Here is a 17040-nt window from a genome sequence, read left to right as displayed (position 1 = left end):
TTCAACAATGAGGAAAACGCTATGACGACGATTTCTAAAGTGCGCTATTCGCGCCGGTCCATGCTGAAAGCAGGTGGCGCGGCGGTGGCGGCCGCCGCGCTTCCGGCTCCAATGGTATGGGGACAAGAGACGAAAAACATCACCTTGCGCCAGTTTGGCACCGGGGTTTCCAACCTCAACGAAGTCGCAGCCAAGGTCAAGGAAGACCTAGGGTTTACGCTGGAAATGACCGCTCTGGATTCTGACTCCGTGACGCAGCGTGCGGCCACTCAGCCTGACAGCTTTGACATCGCCGATATTGAGTACTGGATTTGTAAGAAGGTCTGGCCGACCGGCAACCTTCAGGCCATGGATACTTCAAAGATCGCCAATTACGACAAGATCGTCGGCACCTTCCGGTCCGGGAAACTCACGCCTGAAAGCGTAATCGCACAGGGCACCGCGCCGCATACTGTTGGCTTTACCACTGGTGTGGATGGCACGGAATTTGTTCCCGAAGAATCCGGCTGGATGACGCTGATCCCGACGATTTACAATGCGGACACTCTGGGCATTCGCCCGGACCTGATTGGCCGTCCGATCAGCAATTGGTCTGAGCTGTTGAACCCTGAATTCAAAGGCAAGGCATCGATCCTCGACATCTCGTCCATCGGTATTATGGACATGGCGATGGTTGTGGAATCCATGGGTGAATACACCTACCCGGACAAAGGCAACATGACCAAGGAAGAGATTGACCTGACATTGGGCATCTTTACCGAAGCCAAGAAAAACGGTCAGTTCCGTGCTTTCTGGAAATCCTTTGATGAATCCGTGAACCTGATGGCCTCGGGCGAAGTGGTGATCCAGTCCATGTGGTCGCCTGCGATTACTGCGGTGCGTTCGCAGGGCATTCCATGTGTGTATCAGCCGCTGGAAGAGGGCTATCGGTCCTGGGGTGGCGGGCTTGGTCTCTCGGCCTCGCTGTCTGGTATGGAGCTGGAGGCGGCCTATGAATACATCAACTGGTATCTGAGCGGTTGGGTCGGCGGCTTCTTGATGCGCCAGGGCTACTATTCCGCAGTGCCAGAAACCTCCAAAGACTTCATGAGCGCCGATGAATGGGGTTTCTGGTTCGAAGGCAAACCCGCAGAGGGCGACATTACCAACCCATTTGGCCAGGTCATGGAAAAAGCCGGTGCCGTGCGCGATGGCGGCTCGTTCTATGATCGCATGGGCGCAGTGGCCTGCTGGAACGCCGTTATGGATGAGAACCAGTACATGGTTCGCAAATGGAACGAATTCATCGCTGCCTAAGCGATGCATGTCGGAGGGCATCGGCCCTCCGACACCTTCAGAACAAGATATCTAAAGAGGCAGGCGTGCAGAAAAATTCGCTTACGGGATGGTTGCTGGCGAGCCCCTTGTCGCTGGTCCTTTTGGTGTTTTTGGTCGCACCGATCGCGATGATTGTGGTCGTGAGCTTTTGGGGCGCGACGGAATGGTCGATCTACCCCGCGTTTCAGTTCGACAATTACGCGTTTCTTTTGACGTCAGAAGTGACCTATCGGGTCTTTGTTAACACCTTTAAATACGCGGCAATCACCTGGGCCTGCACCCTATTGATTGGCTTTACCGTGGCCTATTACCTGGCCTTTCACATCCGCAGCCTGACCTGGCAGATCGCGCTGTTTTTGCTGTGTACGATCCCGTTTCTCACATCCAATATCATCCGTATGATCTCGTGGATTCCGTTTCTGGGGCGGAATGGGATCGCCAATTCAACCTTGATGTCGATGGGCGTTATCGACGAGCCGGTGGAATGGCTTTTGTTCAGCGATTTCAGCGTCATCCTGGCCTTTGTGCATCTTTACACGCTGTTCATGGTTGTGCCGATTTTCAACACCATGATGCGGATTGACAAATCGCTGATCGAAGCGGCGGCTGATGCGGGGGCCACCGGTTGGCAGACGCTGTGGCATGTGGTGGTTCCCTTGACCAAACCCGGCATCATGATTGGCACGATTTTCGTGGTGGCGCTGGTGATGGGGGATTTCATCACGGTGCGCTTCATGAGCGGCAGTCAGTCTGCAAATGTCGGCCGCATGATCCAGAACGATATCGGCTTGCTCCAATACCCCTCAGCCTCGGCCACAGCCGTCATCCTATTGATCACCGTGCTTTTGTTGATCGGCACGATGCTGCGCTTTGTCGACATCAGAAAGGAGCTTTGAATGGAACCGCGTCCAAGATCCTTCTACGCTTTGACCGCCTTTTTTATTCTGTTCCTGGTGTTTTTATACGGTCCAACACTGACCATCGGCATCCTGTCCCTTCAGGGGCCGGGCGGCGGGCTGACCTTTCCGATGCGGGGTGTTTCGCTGCATTGGTTCCGCGACCTGTTCGAGCAACAAGCAGTAGGAGACATCTGGGGCTCGTTCTCGCGGTCTTTGACGTTGGGGCTGATGGTCATGGTGACGACCGTTGTCGTTTCGGTGATGGGTGGTCTGGCCTTTCGCAAGCGTTTTGTCGGCGCGACCTTGCTATTTTACCTGATCATCACCTCTTTGGTGATCCCCTCAATTCTGGTGTCCTTGGGGGTTGGCCTGATCTGGTCGCAATCCGGTTTGCCGGTTCATTGGTCGACCTCGGGTTTTGGCGCGCAATTGACCTGGACGCTGCCCTTTGGCCTGCTGATCATGTTTGCGGTCTTTAACCGTTTCGACAGGTCCTATGAAGAAGCCGCGCGCGATCTTGGGGCCTCGCCTTGGCAGGTTATCCGGCATGTGGTTTTGCCGATCATCGCGCCATCGCTCATCGGGGTTGCGTTGTTTGGTTTTACCCTAAGCTATGATGAATTTGCGCGCACGCTTTTGACCTCTGGCAGTTACAACACGCTGCCGCTTGAGATTTTTGGAATGACAACAAATGTGACCACACCGGTGCTGTTTGCGCTTGGCACGTTAACGACGGTGTTTTCTCTGATCATCATTTTGGTGTTCCTGCTGGTGGTGTGGTTGCTTAATCGTCGCCGGGCTCGTCAAGGATCCAATGCAGGCCAAGGCATGGTTTGATGGCGGTCATCATCATCAACCCCAACAGCACCAGATCGATGACCGAAGCGATGGTCAACCAAGCCCGGCTTGCCGCGCCCAGTGTGCGGTTTGAAGGTTGGACATCGATAAATGGCCCTGCGGCGATACAAGGGGTCGCAGATGGGGAGGCGGCAAAGCGCCCGCTGTTGGAATTGGTCGAGAAAGCCTCGTCACAGGGGGCCGATTGCATCATTATCGGATGTTTTGACGACACCGCGTTGGAAGAGGCCGCAGACCTTGCACAGTGCCCTGTTATTGGTCTGGGCCAAGCGGCCTATCACTATGCCGCGCTCAGGAATTGGCGCTTTAGTGTTGTGACGACCTTGTCCGTTTCCGTGCCAATCCTTCAGGCAAATATTCAACGGCAGGGCCTGTCCCCGTTTCTTTCGCAAGTCCGCGCATCGGAGGTTCCAGTCCTTGAACTCGACGCAGATCCCGTTGGTTCCGGGGCGGTTGTTCTTAAGGAGGCTTTGCAGGCGCAGGCCAGTGACGATATTTCCGCCGTCATTTTGGGATGTGCCGGGATGGCGGGCGTGACGGCGGCTGTTCAGGCGGGTTTGGAAATCGCCGCCATTGACCCGGTTACATGCGCTGCCAACTGCGTGAAGTGGCTGATCTGACAAACCATAATCGGCGCGTAAACCGATACGCGCCGGTTATGGCTGGGCCTGTCGATTGAGCCCGGGGCTTGCTGCAAGATCGGCTCAGAGCAACCGCTCGGGCAGCATTGCCAATACTCAGTGAGGCGGGTTGCGCCCGGCTTGGATTTCCGCTTGGCGTTCTGGCCAGATGGAGGCGATGAAAGCCAGAATGTCCCAGATTTGCCTGTCGCTTAGATCATCGGCAAAGCCCGGCATACCACTTGGAAACCCGGTCACGCCCATCTGGGCAAGGGCTTTGGCCCCGCCCAGTTTGGTGTAGGTAAAGAGATCCGCGTTGGAATGATGCCAGGTATGGCCGGTTTCATCATGCGGCGGGGCGGGGAGCACGCCATCGTCATCGGCAATTCGCCAATTGGGCTGCCCTTGGAGATTGTCTCCGTGGCAGGAGGCGCAGTTTTCAGCAAAAAGCGCTTTGCCCGTCGCAATGTCGCGCCCCTCCAGCTCGTGACCGGCCTGCGCAGATGTCGCCATGGTCAGGCCTGCAATCAGAAAGAGCCTCATGTCACCTCCACCCAGGTCTTCATGCCAGCTGCCTGGTGGCCCAGCATATGGCAATGCAGCAGCCATTTCCCGGGATTGTCAAAGACGCATAGAATGTCCCGGCTTTCGCCGCGATTGATCAGGGTCGTGTCGCGCAAATCGCCAAGGCCCGCTTCGTTGGTCTCATAGAAATGATGGCCGTGCAGATGCATCCCATGCGGGAAGGCAGTTTCGTTTACCAGGCGAATGCGGGCGGTTTCGCCGCGTTTAAAGCGGGCGAACGGGGTTTCAGGCAGGCCCGAATGGCCGTTCAGGGCCCAGATGTCATCGCCGGAATGACGGCCGCCCATCGCGCCGCCCTGCATGGTCAGGGTCAACTCATGATCGGCAGGGCCGGGTGTTGGGGTATTGGGGGCAGGCAGCGGCGTGATGTCTGTGTCGATTGGCGACGGGTTGTCGCCCTCAACCGCGATGCGGCCCAGCTCGTAAGGGTCGCCCCGTGTCGGAAAGTCAAAGCGCAGCGTGTTGGTGACATCGACGATCAAATCCATGCGCTGGGCCGGGGCCAAGGTGATGTCGCTGATCTCACGCGGGGCGGGCAGGGGCATGCCGTCCAGCGCCACAACCTTGCCCGAGGCTCCGGAAAGGATCACCGGGAATATCCGTGCCGTGGCGGTGTTGATCAGACGCAGGCGCAGCCGGTCGCCGCGCCGGACTGTTTCGACCGAGACCAGAGCGCGGGCAAAATTGCCCAGCCGCCCGGCATGGGCAAAATCATGACGATTGCCAAAGCCACCAATCAGCGTGCCGTCCTCTTCCAACCTCCAATCGTCGAGCAGGACGGTCACGTCGTGATCCACTGCGGGCGGTTCTGCCTCTTCGACGATCAGGGCCCCATAGAGACCCTGTTCGACCTGTTCCCAAGAGCGGCTATGGGAGTGATACCAAAAGGTTCCGGCATCCGGGGCGACAAAGGAATAGTCGAACCTGCCGCCATGGGGTACGGCGGATTGGGTCATGCCGGGCACGCCATCCATGGCGTTTTCGATGCGAATGCCGTGCCAATGCAGGGCGCTGTCCGCCCCGATCTGATTTTCAAAGGTGACGTCAAGCCGCGATCCCTGTTTGACGCGCAATTCCGGGCCGGGGGTGGTGCCGTTCAGGCCAAGCATGGCCGTTGTGCCATCCCCTTTGGGCAGGATTTGCGCGCTCACAGGCGCGGCCCGCAACACGGTTGGCGCTGCCAGGGCAGCGCGTGGCAGGGCGAGCAGGGCAAGGCCCGAAGCCATCGCCCCCCGCCGGGTCAGATTGAAACCGGTCATTTGCGATACTCCTTGTGGCAGGCTTTGCAGGTGGCCCCCAGCTGCGCCAACCCAGCCGTGAGATCATCGGGGGTGGTCAGGCTTTGGGAGAGCGCAAGCGCGCTTGCTTCGGTGTTCTGCGCCAAGGCGGTGAAGGCGTCGAAACGCTCCCAGATCACTGGCAGCGCTTCGGTCTTGGGGTCGGTTTCGGGGGCTTGGAACAGGTCCGGGATTTGGGCGGATAGGGTGGCCACATCCTTGGCCGCGGCGCGGGCGGTTTCGGCGTCAAACTGGGTTTGCCCCTTGGCCATCGCCCCCAACACTTTCATCGCCTCGCTGATAGAGGTCATGCCATTCATCCGCGCCATCACAGCGGCGTTTTTGACCCCGCCATGTGCGAGGGCGACCGAGCCAATACCGGCAATCAGCAGGGCCATGGCGAGAGGCGTTTTTGTCAGCTTCATGGTGTGTTCCTCAACTCAGTTAATACCATTGGCGCGCTGCAATTCGCGCAGATAGGTGATGATCATTTTCACATCGGCGCGGGTGAAGTCGGATACCGGTGCCATGTCGCCAAAGCTCCAGTGATGGGCCCGCACGCCCAGGGCAACGGCGCGTTGAAACGCTTCGTCGCCATGATGCGACGGTTCATAGATTTTGTGAACCAGGGGCGGCCCCATGCCGTTGCGCCCGCTGCCGTCTTCGCCATGGCAGGCCACGCAAACTGTTTCATAGGCCCGCTGCCCCAATTGGGCGTTGGGCGAAAGGGAGGCGGGCAGGGCGACCCGGACAAGCGCCGCGCCGATGTTGGCGGCTTGCGGTTGGCCCGTCGGTGGGGCTTTGGGAGGCAGGAATGCCCATGCTCCGATGCCAACCGCGCCGATGGCGGCTGCGATCATGAGTTGTTTCTTCATGTGATGTCCTCTGCAATGTCAAAATGATGGCCCCTTTGCGGGGTGTTCATTTTCACGCGCGCGGAGGTGGGGGATCAAAACCTGGCAACGTACCACTGTGTAACGCCGCCAAGGGGATTGGCAGGGGCAAACACGTTGCTAAAGCTGTTGTTTTGTCGTTCAGGGACGGCGCGCGCAGGGCCAGGCAACTCAGGCAGAGGTCGCAACTGCTGCCGATCTCATGCGCGTCCTGACAGGGTGGCGCGCAGGGGGAGGCATGGGGCATCCCAGCCGTTTCTTCCGACATATTTGGGATGGCGGTGTCGGGCATGGCGGCAGCAGAGACCCCGCCCGCCCCAAACAGGAGCGCGGCCACAATGGCAACAAGGCAGATCAGGGTTCTCATGGCCCGCATGGGGGTAATGTGCCTCTGCCCCCGCGCCAAGGCAAGGGGCGCGAGGTCACATGGAGCTGAAATCCGCTACATAGATAATTAGCAACCACACAGGTTCGCGCCCGACACCGAGGGTGGGCGCGTCTAATCTTTGCAACTGGGTGGTGGCATCAGGTAACTGTGCATCTGGTTGAAACGTTGAGGCAAATTCGCGCCCGCCCTGGGGGCGGGGTCGGGCGCGAACCGGATCGCAGGCGATCCGGGGACCTTATCTCTATGACAAGAATTTTGGTTCCGGGTGACTAGGGGCAGGACCCATTAACTCACAGGGTTGTGTTTTGGGTCCTGAGCTTCGAACCCTTATTTGCAGATCGGCAATTCCAAAGGGGGCTGTTTGGGCAAGGAGCGCCGCCAGCGATTGATCACCGGTTGAAGTTTGCGCTTGGGCCAGAATTGCGGTTTGCCGATCTTGGCCAGACAGGTTTTGTCCCAATAAAGCCCTTCGGAGCCAAGTGATTTTCCGGATTTCAGCGCGGCGCGGATCTGGGTAATATCGCTGCCCTCCGGGTAGATATATAGCGCGGCGGGGTCTTTGTTGATCAGGGGCAGAATCTCTTGCGTAGCGGTGTCGGACCAGGTTGTGCAGCCATTGCTGCGCCCAGCGGTGTAATCGACCAGACGACCAAAGGGCACATAGCCGTCTTTATCCGCATGGGGCGAGTCCGGCATTTTCATCCGACATTGCCATTTCAGGAACATCGCACGATGGCCGCCAATGGCACGATCCCGCGAATTGCGGGTTTCTCCTTCGCCTTCAAAGACCACGAATGTGCGATGGAAGGGGCGGATGTCACCGGATTGGCGGTGATAGCCTTTGAACGAGGTGCGGGCCTCGGCGGTGACATAAGATCCGCCCATGGTCAGCTTGGAGCCTTCGGCATTGCTGAAATGTTTGGCGCATTGGCGGCCATTGGAAAAATCGGCCTTGGGCAGTTTGCGCCCATTACCATAGCCCGAAGATACGGCGCGAAAGGTCTGGCGACCCTCGCAAATGGTGTAAAAGCGGCGGCTGGGTTGGCCGTTTTTGGCAATGCTGGGGCGGGTGGCATCCATGGCAAAATAGCAAGGGCTTTTGACCGCGCCCTGGCCAAGCTTTTTGAAATAATGCGCGCGGGCACGTTCCAGGACGATGGGTGCAATCTGCCCATCGCTCAGCCCAATATGCTTTTGCAACCAGGCTGGCAGGGCCTCGCTCTGCGCCTGCGATTTGACGGCAGACAGGGACAGGACGGCGATCAACGCCGCGCGGGTGATCAAATGTGAACAAATACTTGGGGGCACGGGAACCACCTTATGTTTCAACCAATGGTGGTTTCAGGATGCCATAATCCTTGATCTTTCGCACAGGTTTTTGCGGAGATGGGCCTTTAATCGCCCATTAATCGCCCATGGGCCCTGACCCTAAGACGTTTCGCCCATGCGAAACGAGGGGTTGAGCCGGGCGATCACATCGTTGATGCCCCAGACCGGCCTTTGACACGCGTGTTGAACCGCAGCGGCGTAGGGTTGCAGATTGGTGCATTCAAAGAGGAAACCGGCCGTGTCGGGATGCTCAATCAGAGAGGATTGGCATAGTGTGACAAGCTCGTCTTGCAGGGCTTGCGGGTCCAGAGTGATCGCCTCTGGGTCGCCATCGCTTAGGATGGACTTGCGAAAGGCCGGGCAGGTTTCCATGCCGATGATGTGAAGATCCCAATCGGTTAAAATGCCCACCGCATGCAGGTGATCCCAAGTCAGATTTTCACGACTGGCTGTGACAATGACCAGCGGTTTGGCCCCCTGGGCGTGGTAGATGTCGGGCACCAGAGACAGGCTTGAGGTGAGCAAAGGCACCTTGACCGCTTTGGCCAATTGGGTTTGCAGCAGGGATAGAAATCCGCAACTGGTGGTGATGGCCTGTGCGCCTCGGTGTTCCAGCGTTTTGGCCGCATCGATAAAGGCGGGGAGTAGATCATCAATGGAGCCAGAAGAGATGATCCTGTGAACCTCAGCCTTGGGGACCTTGTGATAGAGCACTGGGAAATCAAAGCTGTCAGGATTGCCGATATCCCCGAGGACACGTTTGAATTTGGTGTCGAGCATGATGACACCCAAACTGGGCCGGGCTTCGCTGGGCATGTGTTTGGCTCTATTTCACGACTTCCAGATATTGGGCTTTGGCGGGCTGCAATCCGGTGTTTCGGCTAAATCTTGTCGCCAGGATCATCTGGCTCTCTACCGCATATATGCCATCAAGCAAGCTGACGTCATCAATCAATGCGTCCAGATCTTCGCTATATTGCACTTCGACCATGCAAGACAGGTCATAGGTGCCGGAGGTCGAGTAACAGGCGCGGATTTCGGCATAGTTGCGCAAATCGCGGGTGATGGTTTTGATCATGCGCCGCTCGCATTTCAGAAAGATCAGAGCGCGGGTCTGGCTGGCCTCGGGATCGGCGGCAAGAATGGTGGTGTAGCCCTGAATGACGCCATCACGTTCCAGACGGGCAATGCGGTCATTGACGGTCGAGCGCGCAATCCTAAGTTCGCGGGCGATTTGCGAGGCGGACATGCGCGCATCCTTTTCGAGCAAAACAAGAAGCTTTCTGTCCAATTGATCTCGTGGTTGCAACTGCATGATGGCCTTGATCATCCCCGGTTCGCGTGCCGCAACGGTGGCAGAAGTCGCGCGGTTAAAAAAACAATTAATCTGCAGTTTAGTATGACATATAATCATGCTTATGCGACGTTTCCTTCCCAGCATGTCTGCGCTTCAATCCTTTGAAACGGCGGCAAGGCATTTGAATTTCTCCCGTGCGGCCGAAGAGATGGGCATCACGCAAAGTGGGATTAGTAGGCAAATCAAGTCATTAGAGGATCATCTTGGTATGCCACTGTTTGACCGGGTGGGGCCACGCCTGATCCTGACAGAGACAGGGCGGGCCTATGCCAAAGAGGTGTCACGGGTGTTGGATGAGTTGGAATCAGTTTCTCTGGATATGGTGCGCGGCTGGAAGACCGATGCCGCGCTCATGGTCGGAGCGATGCCGACGGTTGCGGCGCGCTGGCTGGCACCGCGATTGGACAGGTTTTCCAAACGTCATCCGGGCACCTATCTTGAGGTGACGCCGGTCACGGCAGACACGGATCTGGAAAGCAGCGCCGTGGATATCGCCATTTTGCGGGGCAAAAATGAATGGTCCAATGCGGTGGCGACGCCGTTATTTCCCGAACGGGTGGCAGTGGTGGCCGCCCCCGGCTTGATCCCTCGCGGAACCGAGCTGGCACCAGAGCGGTTTGTGGACTTCCCGCTGTTGCAAAGCTCGGCCCGGCCTGATGGCTGGCTGAATTGGATCGCGGCCAAAGGGGTTGATTTCAAGGGACGTATTCAGGGGCCGCGCTTTGGGCATGTGAACATGCTGGCGAATGCGGCGATCAGCGGGCTGGGGCTGGCCATTGTTCCGACGTTTCTGATCGAACCGGATCTGGAGCGCGGCGATCTGCATCTGCCCTTTGGCCCGTCGGTGCTCAGTGGCGAGACTTATTTTGCCGTCAGCCCGGAACGCAAGGCACAGTACAAATCCGTGCTGGCATTCCGGGATTGGTTGCACAGTGAGACAAAGTCGCTGCGCCAGGCTGCGCTGGATTAGCGGCCCAGCATTGGCCGAGCCCCTGTATATCAGAAAAAGCCGATCCGTTTGCCATCCAGGCTAAGCGGGTCTTCGCCGCGTTTGCGCAGCCAGGAATAGACCGGCGGGACGCGGTCGGCGATGGATTCCACATGCACATCGATGAAACAGGGGCCTTTGTTGTAATCAAAGGCCTCCTGTAACACCGTATCCAGCTCCGGGGCGGATTTGGCGGTAAAGGCTTTCATGCCAAAGGCTTCGGCAATCGCCTGACCGCGGGGGGGAGTAAAATCAACGCCAAAGCATTGGTTATGCCCGTTCAGGCGGTGCAACCCTTTGATCCAGCCAAAGGTGCCGTTGTTGAACAGGATGAGAATGGCAGGAACCTGCAGACGGACAAGGGTTTCAAGCTCGCCGGTTGTCATGCCAAAGGAACCGTCACCGAACAGGCCAATCGGGCGCTTGGTTTTGTCGGCACGCCAAGCCCCGACCGTTGCAGGCAGAGCCGAACCAAGGCCACCAAAGGCGCGGGGGATGGCCAAGCGGGTCTCGCAATCCTGCAACCGCAGGAACCGGGTCATGTGCGGCGTCGGCGTTCCGGCGTCGGAATAGATCAGGGCGGGCTGGCCCGAGGCTTCGAGCGCTTCGTTGAAACAGCGCACGGCGCGTTCGGGGCGCAAAGGCGCGTTGTTATCATTCAAAAGCGCCTGCGCATTGTCCCAAAATGTGGAGCGCAAGGCGTTCAGGTGATCCACCCAAGGTTGGTGTTTGGCGGTGTCAAATGCGGGATCGACGAGGGTGAGCATCTCTTGCAACACCAGTTTCGCATCCCCCGGCACGCTCATCAGGTTTTCGTAATTATTTGCCATGACCTCGGGGTCGATGTCGATCTGGGCCACGCGTTTGTTCAGGGTGAGTTTGGGAAAGGTCCAGCCGATGGTGACAACCGACCCCATGCGTGACCCAACAAAGAGCACAAAATCAGCCTCTTCGAGGGATTGATTGGCATGGGGGTGATAGCCGTTATCGCCGATAACCCCGATCGCCAAAGGGTGATCATCGGGCATGGTGCCCTGGCCGGTCATCGTGGTGCAGACCGGGATGTTCAGGCGCTCGGCGAGGGCCTGGACATCGACGCCAGCGCAGGCGCGATTGACCCCACCGCCTGAGACGATCAGCGGGCGTTTGGCATCGCGAATAAGGTCCAGAAGGGCGGGCAGGACATCCGGGGCGGGGCGTGTCGGGAAAGCCGGAAAGGTCTTGCAGTCTTCCTCGACATGCAAAGAGATGGTTTCGGGATCGACCTCTGCCGTCAGCATGTCTTCGGGGATCTGCAAATGAACCGCCCCCGGTTTACCCGAGCAGGCCACGCGAAAGGCGCGGCGGATGATTTCGGGCAGCTTTTGCGCGGTCTTCACTTGTATTGACAGCTTGGTCACCGGTTCGAACAGCTTGGCGCAATCCAGCTCGGTCAGCACCCCACGACCTTCACCGGGCAGGGGGATGTCGATGGTCAAAAGGATCACTGGCACCGCCGAGGCATTGGATTCGGCAACCGGGGGGAGGGAATACATCGCGCCCGCGCCTGATGGGCATTCGAACACGCCGGGCTTTTTGGTGAAGCGGCCATAGGCATCGGCCATATACCCCGCCGAGCGTTCATCGCGCGCCATGATATGGGTAATCTTGTCTTCCTGACGTTGCAGCGCCTCGTAAAAGGACACATTGGTGTCGCCCGGCACGCCAAAAACCGTGTCGACCTCGTAGCCCATCAGCATCTGAACGAGAATATCTGCACCCTTCACGGCACTCTCCTGAATTGATCTTTTGATGCAGATTGACGGGGGTGTTGCACGGGAACAATTTGCATTCCGCCGGGATTTGCCCGGGCCTTCCGGCAAATTGACGGATGCAAAGGCAAAATGGGCCGCGCAGCTCCGCTGTTTCGCCAAAATTGCCCATTTCGTCGTTATTTTCGCTCACACTAGCCCGCTAGTGCCACGCTCAAATGCCTAGGGTCAGGACCCATTAATTTAACGCCACTGGTTTGGTTGATCTTGGTCCTGACAAGGCACGTCTCCGCAGAAATACTGGTTGTATTTCAAGGTGATGTAACGCAGCTCAGGGGCAAGACCAACCAAATCTTGCAGACGCAGGAAGCGCTGCAAAGCAGCGGCTTTGACCGCTTGCAATTGCCCCCGCCAGTTCCTGCGCGTCCAAAACCTCTGCTTTATTGCCCTTCCTGCGCCAGTGACGTCAAATTAATGGGTCCTGACCCTAGAACTGAGCAATTTTGGACTGAAACTGATGATCTATACTGATTGTTCACAGGCCCTAGCAGCACCGGAAGGGGTGGTTCTGCCAAATTTCGAAAGGGCCGGGAGGTTGGAATGCTGTCCCGGCCTGAAACGCTTTAACTGCCAGCGATCTGGCGGGCTTTTTCGACCAGCACTTCGGCCTGACGGATCGAGGCATAGTCGATCAAGCGACCATCCAGCGACACAGCGCCTTTGCCGGCGGCTTCGGCCTCGGTCATGGCGGTGAGGATGCGCTGGGCTTTGGTGACCTCGGCGTCAGAGGGGGACATGACTTCGTTGGCCAGGGCGATCTGGCTTGGATGGATGGCCCATTTGCCCTCGCACCCCAGAACGGCGGCGCGTTTTGCGGCGGCTTTGTAACCTTCGGGGTCCTGGAAATCGCCGAATGGCCCATCGATGGGGCGCAGGCCGTTGGCGCGGGCGGCAACCACCATTCGGGCCAAGGCATAGTGCCACATGTCGCCCCAATGGGTCATGCGCGCACCGTCGTCAATTGGGTCGGTCAGCACCGAGTAATCCGGATTCACACCGCCAATGATGGTGGTGCGGGCGCGGGTGGAGGCGGCGTAATCGGCAACGCCGAAATGCAGGCTCTCATTGCGTTTGGAGGCGGCGGCGATCTCAGAGACATTCTGCATTCCCAGCGCGGTTTCGATAATATGCTCAAAGCCGATACGCTTTTTCAGGCCCATGGCGTCTTCGATCTGGGTGACCATCATATCGACGGCGTAGACATCGGCAGCGGTGCCGACCTTGGGGATCATGATCAAGTCGAGGCGTTCGCCCGCCTGTTCCACCACATCGACCACGTCGCGATACATGTAATGGGTGTCGAGCCCGTTGATGCGCACCGACATTGTCTTGGTGCCCCAATCAATGTCGTTCAACGCTGCAATGATATTCTTGCGCGCCTGTTCCTTTTTATCCGGGGCCACCGCGTCTTCGAGATCGAGAAAGATCACGTCCACATCGGACTGCGCGGCTTTTTCGAACATGCCGGGTTGGCTGCCAGGCACCGCGAGTTCGGAGCGGTTGATGCGGGAAGGGGCCTGATCAATCGGGAAAAATGACATGGTAGGTGGTCCTTTGGTCAAGTGAGGAGGGGGGCGAAAGGCAAAGCGGGAGTGTGCCCGGCGATGCGTTTCGCCGGGTTCGGTCAAGACGAAGAGAAGGGGGCAGGCCCCGCGGGTCAGATCACCCGGTCACGGGGATCACGGCCCGCAAAGAAGTCGGACAGGTTGTCGAGCACCCGGAACCCCATGGCCTCGCGCGCTTCCTTGGTGGCGCTGCCAAGATGGGGCAACATCACAAGGTTGTCGCATTGCATCAGGTCCGGATTGATACGCGGTTCGCCGTCAAACACATCCAGCGCCGCCCCGCCAATCAGCCCATACATCAAGGATTGCGTCAGGGCCCATTCGTCGATCACTTCGCCACGGGCGGTGTTGATCAAAAAAGCGTCTGGTTTCATCAGGTCGAGCCGACGAGAGTTGATCAGATGGCGGTTCGGGGCACCGCCAGGGCAATGCAGGGACACAAAATCGCACATCGGCAAAAGCGTATCGATCGAGTCGACCTGGGTGGCGTTGTTGCGTGCCAGTACCTCGGGCGCGATGGGCGAGCGGTTATGAACCACCACCTGCATGCCAAAGCCATGATGGGCGCGCCGTGCCATTTCCTGCCCGATGCGACCATAGCCGATGATGCCCAACACCTTGCCCGAAACCTTGGTGCCGATCAGATGGGTGGGACGCCAGCCGGTCCAATTGCCCGCGCGCAGCTCGCGTTCGCCTTCGCCCGCGCGCCGGGCCACCATAAGCAGCAGCGTCATGGCGATATCAGCGGTACATTCAGACAGAACGTCGGGCGTGTTGGTGACGGTCAGACCGAGATCGCGAGCCGAAGCCTCGCAGATATGGCTGTAGCCAACGCCGTAATTGCCCAGGATACGCGTTTGCGCGCCTTTTACGTCCAGCGCTTCGGCGGTGAACCTGTCCGTCACCGTGGGCAATACGGCATCGTATTTGCCCAAGGTCTCGCGCAACTCGGCCGGTGACAGGGGGATGTCACCGGTGTTGAGTTGCAGATCATAGGTTTCCGCCAGCTTGGCCTCGACGGCTGCGGGCCAGCGGCGGGTGACAAAAACGGAAGGTTTGACCATCACGCGGCCTCCATCACACGAGCGATTGTTTCTCCAATTACTGCCGGGTTTTCAGCGACGGTGACACCGGCAGCCGACAAAATTTCCACTTTTTCCGACGCACTCTCGCCAAAGGCAGAGATGATCGCGCCGGCATGGCCCATAGTCCGGCCCTTGGGCGCGGTGAGACCGGCCACATAGGCGATCACCGGTTTGGTGATGTGGTCAGAGATAAAAGCAGCGGCTTCGGCCTCTTGCGGGCCTCCGATTTCGCCGATCATCGCGATGACATGGGTGTCTTCGTCTTGTTCAAAGCGTTCGAGAATGTCGCGGAAGCTGGAACCGTTGATTGGGTCGCCACCAATGCCGACCGAGGTCGAGACGCCGATGCCCCGTTCCTTGAGCTGTGCCGCCGCTTCATAACCCAGCGTGCCGGATCGCCCAATGATGCCAACATGGCCGGGTAGATAGATATGGCCGGGCATAATGCCAAGCAACGCCTTGCCGGGTGAGATCGTGCCCGCGCAGTTTGGCCCGGTCAGGACCATGCGCTTGTCCTTGGGGTAGCGATACATGTAGCGCTTGACCCGGATCATGTCCTGGGCCGGGATGCCATCAGTGATGCAGACGCAATACCGAATGCCCGCATCCGCCGCCTCCATGATGCTGTCAGCGGCAAAGGGCGGTGGTACAAAGACCAACGACGCATCGGCCCCGGTGGCGGCAACCGCCTCTTTCACCGTGTTGAACACCGGCACGCCCTCGACGGTTTCGCCACCTTTGCCGGGCACGACGCCACCGACAACATTGGTGCCGTATTTGATCATGTCCTTGGTATGGAACCGTGCCATGCGGCCCGTGATCCCCTGAACAATGACGCGGCTTTCACGATCTAGAAGAATGCTCATTTCAGGGCCATCATTCTGGTGGCTTGGGTCAAGTCGTTTTGCCAGGCACCCACGGCGCGCTCGGCGGCTTCCATCAGGGTGGTGGCGCGGATGATTGGCAGACCGGATTGGGCGAGGATCTTTTGGCCCTCTTCGACATTTGTCCCCGCAAGGCGAACCACGACGGGAATATCGATATCCAGCTCTTTCAGGGCCAGAACCACGCCTTCTGCCACCCAATCGCAGCGGTTGATCCCGGCGAAGATGTTGACAAGGATCGCCTGAACATTCTGGTCCGACAGAACCAGGCGAAACGCCTTGGCAACCCGTTCAGGAGAGGCCCCGCCGCCAATGTCGAGGAAGTTGGCCGGTTCACCCCCCGCCAGCTTGATCGTGTCCATGGTCGCCATGGCCAGGCCCGCGCCATTGACGATGCAGCCGATATTGCCGTCCAGCCCGACATAAGACAGGCCGCGATCTGCGGCGCGGCTTTCGCGCGGGTCTTCCTGGCTTTTGTCGCGCAGCTCGGCGATTTGCGGGTGGCGAAACAGGGCGTTGTCGTCAAAACTCATCTTGGCGTCCAGCGCCAGCACCCGATTGTCGCCGGTGATCACCAGCGGGTTGATTTCAACCATTGTGGCGTCCAGCTCGGAGAAAGCGGCGTAACAGCCCTGAAGCGTGCGCACCATATGCTGCACCAGCCCCGCTTCGAGCCCCAGTTTGAAGGCGATTTCACGCGCCTGGAATTCTTGCAGACCAACGGCTGGTTCAACGATGGACCTCACAATGCTGTCGGGGCGCTGTTCCGAGATCTCTTCGATCTCCATCCCGCCTTCGGATGAGGCAACGATCATCACGCGCTGACTGGAGCGGTCGAGCACAAAGCCAAGATAGATCTCGCGATCAATCTGCACGGCGCTTTCCACATAGACTCGGTAGATGCCTTTGCCTTCGGGGCCGGTTTGATGGGTGACGAGCTTGCGGCCAAACATGGCATCGCAGGCCTCGTACATGTCGTTTTCACTGTCGCAAAGCTTGACGCCGCCCGCCTTGCCACGGCCACCGGCATGGACCTGAGCCTTGACGATCCATTTGTCGCCGCCCAATTCGCGGGCGCGATAGGCCGCCTGTTCCGGGCTATAGGCCAATCCGCCAGGGGGCACGTCCACACCAAAATTGGCCAAGATTTCCTTGGCTTGATACTCATGAATGTCCATCGGGTT

At 58.5% G+C, this 17040-nt stretch carries 17 protein-coding genes; 5 read left to right on the top strand and 12 right to left on the bottom strand.

The genetic code is table 11. The features are described from left to right. Window positions 1–30 precede the first annotated feature (30 nt). The 4 genes from CLV87_RS01170 to CLV87_RS01155 all read left to right on the top strand — a co-directional run bounded on the left by CLV87_RS01170 (window position 31) and on the right by CLV87_RS01155 (window position 3694). Window positions 31–1296, top strand: a complete 1266-nt coding sequence (locus tag CLV87_RS01170; RefSeq protein ID WP_176556026.1) for an ABC transporter substrate-binding protein — start codon at window positions 31–33, stop codon at window positions 1294–1296. Between the two features lie 65 nt (window positions 1297–1361). Next, window positions 1362–2213, top strand: a complete 852-nt coding sequence (locus CLV87_RS01165) for an ABC transporter permease (protein WP_235871803.1) — start codon at window positions 1362–1364, stop codon at window positions 2211–2213. Then, a complete protein-coding gene (locus tag CLV87_RS01160; protein ID WP_099244105.1) occupies window positions 2214–3053 on the top strand; it encodes an ABC transporter permease in 840 nt (279 codons plus the stop codon). It begins immediately after the preceding gene. Beyond that, window positions 3053–3694, top strand: coding sequence for an aspartate/glutamate racemase family protein (locus CLV87_RS01155; RefSeq protein WP_099244107.1), 642 nt, complete (start codon window positions 3053–3055; stop codon window positions 3692–3694). Before CLV87_RS01160 ends, CLV87_RS01155 begins: the two co-directional genes overlap by 1 nt. Window positions 3695–3811: 117 nt before the next feature. Here CLV87_RS01155 and CLV87_RS01150 read toward each other — a convergent pair whose 3' ends face one another. The 7 genes from CLV87_RS01150 to CLV87_RS01120 all read right to left on the bottom strand — a co-directional run bounded on the left by CLV87_RS01150 (window position 3812) and on the right by CLV87_RS01120 (window position 9481). Further along, complete coding sequence (locus CLV87_RS01150; protein WP_099244109.1) at window positions 3812–4237, bottom strand: c-type cytochrome; 426 nt, start codon at window positions 4235–4237, stop codon at window positions 3812–3814. Next, the gene (locus CLV87_RS01145) at window positions 4234–5538 is read right to left on the bottom strand and encodes a multicopper oxidase family protein (protein ID WP_099244111.1); all 1305 of its coding nucleotides are present in this window, start codon (window positions 5536–5538) and stop codon (window positions 4234–4236) included. The genes CLV87_RS01150 and CLV87_RS01145 overlap by 4 nt, the downstream gene beginning before the upstream one ends. Continuing rightward, window positions 5535–5981, bottom strand: coding sequence for a c-type cytochrome (locus CLV87_RS01140; protein ID WP_235871802.1), 447 nt, complete (start codon window positions 5979–5981; stop codon window positions 5535–5537). Before CLV87_RS01140 ends, CLV87_RS01145 begins: the two co-directional genes overlap by 4 nt. A gap of 15 nt (window positions 5982–5996) precedes the next feature. After that, complete coding sequence (locus CLV87_RS01135; protein WP_099244113.1) at window positions 5997–6431, bottom strand: c-type cytochrome; 435 nt, start codon at window positions 6429–6431, stop codon at window positions 5997–5999. 733 nt (window positions 6432–7164) lie between these two features. Then, window positions 7165–8145, bottom strand: a complete 981-nt coding sequence (locus CLV87_RS01130; RefSeq protein WP_235871801.1) for a murein L,D-transpeptidase catalytic domain family protein — start codon at window positions 8143–8145, stop codon at window positions 7165–7167. Window positions 8146–8265: 120 nt separating this feature from the next. Then, window positions 8266–8982, bottom strand: a complete 717-nt coding sequence (locus CLV87_RS01125) for an aspartate/glutamate racemase family protein (RefSeq protein ID WP_099244116.1) — start codon at window positions 8980–8982, stop codon at window positions 8266–8268. A 10-nt stretch (window positions 8983–8992) separates the two neighbouring features. Then, the gene (locus tag CLV87_RS01120) at window positions 8993–9481 is read right to left on the bottom strand and encodes an Lrp/AsnC family transcriptional regulator (protein ID WP_255301722.1); all 489 of its coding nucleotides are present in this window, start codon (window positions 9479–9481) and stop codon (window positions 8993–8995) included. A 97-nt stretch (window positions 9482–9578) separates the two neighbouring features. Between CLV87_RS01120 and CLV87_RS01115 the strand changes: the two genes are divergently transcribed. After that, window positions 9579–10493 (top strand): LysR substrate-binding domain-containing protein, encoded by a 915-nt coding sequence (locus tag CLV87_RS01115; RefSeq protein WP_208293316.1) that lies wholly within the window; start codon window positions 9579–9581, stop codon window positions 10491–10493. A gap of 29 nt (window positions 10494–10522) precedes the next feature. Here CLV87_RS01115 and CLV87_RS01110 read toward each other — a convergent pair whose 3' ends face one another. The 5 genes from CLV87_RS01110 to CLV87_RS01090 all read right to left on the bottom strand — a co-directional run bounded on the left by CLV87_RS01110 (window position 10523) and on the right by CLV87_RS01090 (window position 17034). Continuing rightward, window positions 10523–12277 (bottom strand): thiamine pyrophosphate-binding protein, encoded by a 1755-nt coding sequence (locus CLV87_RS01110; RefSeq protein WP_099244122.1) that lies wholly within the window; start codon window positions 12275–12277, stop codon window positions 10523–10525. Window positions 12278–12885: 608 nt separating this feature from the next. Beyond that, complete coding sequence (locus CLV87_RS01105) at window positions 12886–13863, bottom strand: HpcH/HpaI aldolase/citrate lyase family protein (RefSeq protein ID WP_099244124.1); 978 nt, start codon at window positions 13861–13863, stop codon at window positions 12886–12888. A gap of 116 nt (window positions 13864–13979) precedes the next feature. Next, window positions 13980–14951 (bottom strand): 2-hydroxyacid dehydrogenase, encoded by a 972-nt coding sequence (locus CLV87_RS01100; RefSeq protein WP_099244125.1) that lies wholly within the window; start codon window positions 14949–14951, stop codon window positions 13980–13982. Continuing rightward, a complete protein-coding gene (gene sucD / locus CLV87_RS01095) occupies window positions 14951–15838 on the bottom strand; it encodes a succinate--CoA ligase subunit alpha (RefSeq protein WP_099244127.1) in 888 nt (295 codons plus the stop codon). Before sucD ends, CLV87_RS01100 begins: the two co-directional genes overlap by 1 nt. After that, entirely contained in the window at window positions 15835–17034 is a 1200-nt protein-coding gene (locus tag CLV87_RS01090) for a malate--CoA ligase subunit beta (RefSeq protein WP_099244129.1), read from the bottom strand. Before CLV87_RS01090 ends, sucD begins: the two co-directional genes overlap by 4 nt. Window positions 17035–17040: the final 6 nt, after the last annotated feature.

It is taken from the genome of Pelagimonas phthalicica (genome assembly GCF_004364805.1).
In the GTDB taxonomy this organism is placed as follows: domain Bacteria; phylum Pseudomonadota; class Alphaproteobacteria; order Rhodobacterales; family Rhodobacteraceae; genus Pelagimonas; species Pelagimonas phthalicica.
The sequence above is the reverse complement of the archived record's forward strand: the minus strand, read 5'-3'. Positions and strand labels throughout refer to the sequence as shown.

Coding starts and splice junctions, on each gene's coding strand:
- CLV87_RS01160 (WP_099244105.1), top strand. CDS start 2,214: ATGGAACCGCGTCCAAGATCCTTCTACGCTTTGACCGCCTTTTTTATT.
- CLV87_RS01155 (WP_099244107.1), top strand. CDS start 3,053: ATGGCGGTCATCATCATCAACCCCAACAGCACCAGATCGATGACCGAA.
- CLV87_RS01150 (WP_099244109.1), bottom strand. CDS start 4,237: ATGAGGCTCTTTCTGATTGCAGGCCTGACCATGGCGACATCTGCGCAG.
- CLV87_RS01145 (WP_099244111.1), bottom strand. CDS start 5,538: ATGACCGGTTTCAATCTGACCCGGCGGGGGGCGATGGCTTCGGGCCTT.
- CLV87_RS01140 (WP_235871802.1), bottom strand. CDS start 5,981: ATGAAGCTGACAAAAACGCCTCTCGCCATGGCCCTGCTGATTGCCGGT.
- CLV87_RS01135 (WP_099244113.1), bottom strand. CDS start 6,431: ATGAAGAAACAACTCATGATCGCAGCCGCCATCGGCGCGGTTGGCATC.
- CLV87_RS01125 (WP_099244116.1), bottom strand. CDS start 8,982: ATGCCCAGCGAAGCCCGGCCCAGTTTGGGTGTCATCATGCTCGACACC.
- CLV87_RS01120 (WP_255301722.1), bottom strand. CDS start 9,481: ATGCAGTTGCAACCACGAGATCAATTGGACAGAAAGCTTCTTGTTTTG.
- CLV87_RS01115 (WP_208293316.1), top strand. CDS start 9,579: ATGCTTATGCGACGTTTCCTTCCCAGCATGTCTGCGCTTCAATCCTTT.
- CLV87_RS01105 (WP_099244124.1), bottom strand. CDS start 13,863: ATGTCATTTTTCCCGATTGATCAGGCCCCTTCCCGCATCAACCGCTCC.
- CLV87_RS01100 (WP_099244125.1), bottom strand. CDS start 14,951: ATGGTCAAACCTTCCGTTTTTGTCACCCGCCGCTGGCCCGCAGCCGTC.
- sucD (WP_099244127.1), bottom strand. CDS start 15,838: ATGAGCATTCTTCTAGATCGTGAAAGCCGCGTCATTGTTCAGGGGATC.
- CLV87_RS01090 (WP_099244129.1), bottom strand. CDS start 17,034: ATGGACATTCATGAGTATCAAGCCAAGGAAATCTTGGCCAATTTTGGT.